This window comes from Streptomyces sp. BE303 (genome assembly GCF_036290945.1).
In the GTDB taxonomy this organism is placed as follows: Bacteria; Actinomycetota; Actinomycetes; order Streptomycetales; family Streptomycetaceae; genus Kitasatospora.
On sequence record NZ_JAQYWZ010000129.1, the window covers coordinates 1 to 1,634 of the forward strand.

The 1,634-nt window shown below is 77.3% G+C and carries 1 protein-coding gene; it reads right to left on the reverse strand.

Translation table 11 applies throughout. The features are described from left to right. Window positions 1–1,634: polyketide synthase dehydratase domain-containing protein (locus tag PUR56_RS00530; protein ID WP_329947382.1), on the reverse strand; the 1,634-nt coding region annotated here is incomplete at both ends.

Below are 1,634 nucleotides of genomic sequence, written 5' to 3' on the forward strand. Positions count from 1 at the left end.
CACCCGGCGCCGCACCACCACGCCGACTCACCAACAACAGATGACGCACCCCGTGCGACTCCACCAGACGCCGAGCCACCAACCCGCCCAACGTCCCCGTCCCACCCGTCACCAACACCGTCCCCGCCGGATCCAACACCCCGACGGACCCGGACACGGCCGCACGCACCAGGCGCGGCACCACCGCGTCACCGTCACGCCACACCACCTGCGACTCACCCGACGCCAGCAGGCCCCCCAGGGCCGACGGCTCCACCGCCGAGGCGGGGAACGCCGCTCCCTCGCCACCGAGGAGGAGGACGCGGCCGGGCTGCTCGTGCTGGACGGAACGGACCAGCCCCCACACCGCGTTGACCGCCGGGTCCGCGTCGGGCAGCCCGGTCGCGACGACCAGCGTCTCGCCGGCCCGGGCAGGATCCGCGAGCCCGTCGTGCAGGAAGGTCGCGACCCGGCCGAGCAGCGCGCGGGCGCCCTCGGGCCCGACCGCCGGCTCGCCGGTGAGGTCCAGCACCGCCGGGACGGCCGTCCCGGCCTCCGCGACCGGGGCGAGCGGCGCCCAGGCGACGCTGTAGAGGTGCTCGGCCCCGGCCGCCCCGAGGGCGGTGAGCCGGTCGACCGGCACCTGCCGCAGCGACAGCGACCCGATCGAGGCCACCGGCAGTCCGGCCGGGTCGGTGAGGACGAGCGAGAACGCGTACGGACCCGTCTGCCGGGCGTGCACCCGCAGGGCGGTGGCCCCCGACGCGAACAGGGCCACGTCGTTCCAGGCGAACGGCAGCAGGACGTGCCCCGGCTCCGGCTCGGCGACGGCCAGGAAGTTGGTGGCCTGGAGCGCGGCGTCCAGCAGCACGGGGTGGATCCCGTAGCCGGCGGCAGCCAGGCCGGCGGGCAGCGCCACCTCGGCGTGCACCTCGCCGTCGTGCCGCCAGGCGGCCCGCAGCGCCTGGAACGCCGGGCCGTAGACGAAGCCCCGCTCGGCCAGCCGCTCGTAGAAGCCGTCCAGCGCGACCGGCTCCGCACCCGCCGGAAGCCACGGGCCGGGGGCCGCGGCGCCCGGCCCGGCCTCCCCGCCGAGGAAGCCGCTGGCGTGCCGCGTCCAGGCCCCCTCGCCGCCCTCGGCCCGCGAGTACAGGGCGAACGGACGCCGGGCATCGGGCGCGTCGTCCTCCGGCGCGTCGACCCGCACGTGCAGGTGCAGGGCACCACGCTCGGGGACGACGAGCGGAGCCTCGATCACCAGCTCGTCGACGGCGGGGGCGCCCGCCTCGTCACCGGCCCGCGAGACCAGCTCCAGCAGCGCTGCCCCCGGGGCGAGGACGGTCCCGGCGACGGCGTGGTCCGCGAGCCACGAGTGGTCCCGCTGCTCCAGCCGGCCGGTGAGCACCGACCCGCCCTCCGGCAGCGACACGGCCGCACCCAGCAGCGGGTGCCCGACGGGTGCCAGCCCGGCGGCGCCCACGTCGGCGGTGGGACGCGTCTCCAGCCAGTAACGTTCGTGCTGGAAGGGGTAGGTGGGGAGGTCGGAGGGCCGCAGGGTGCCGGCGTCGGCGAACGCCGCCGACCAGTCCACCCCGACCCCGCGGACGTACAGCTCCGCGGCCGAGAGCAGGACCCGGTCCCACGCACCGTCCTCA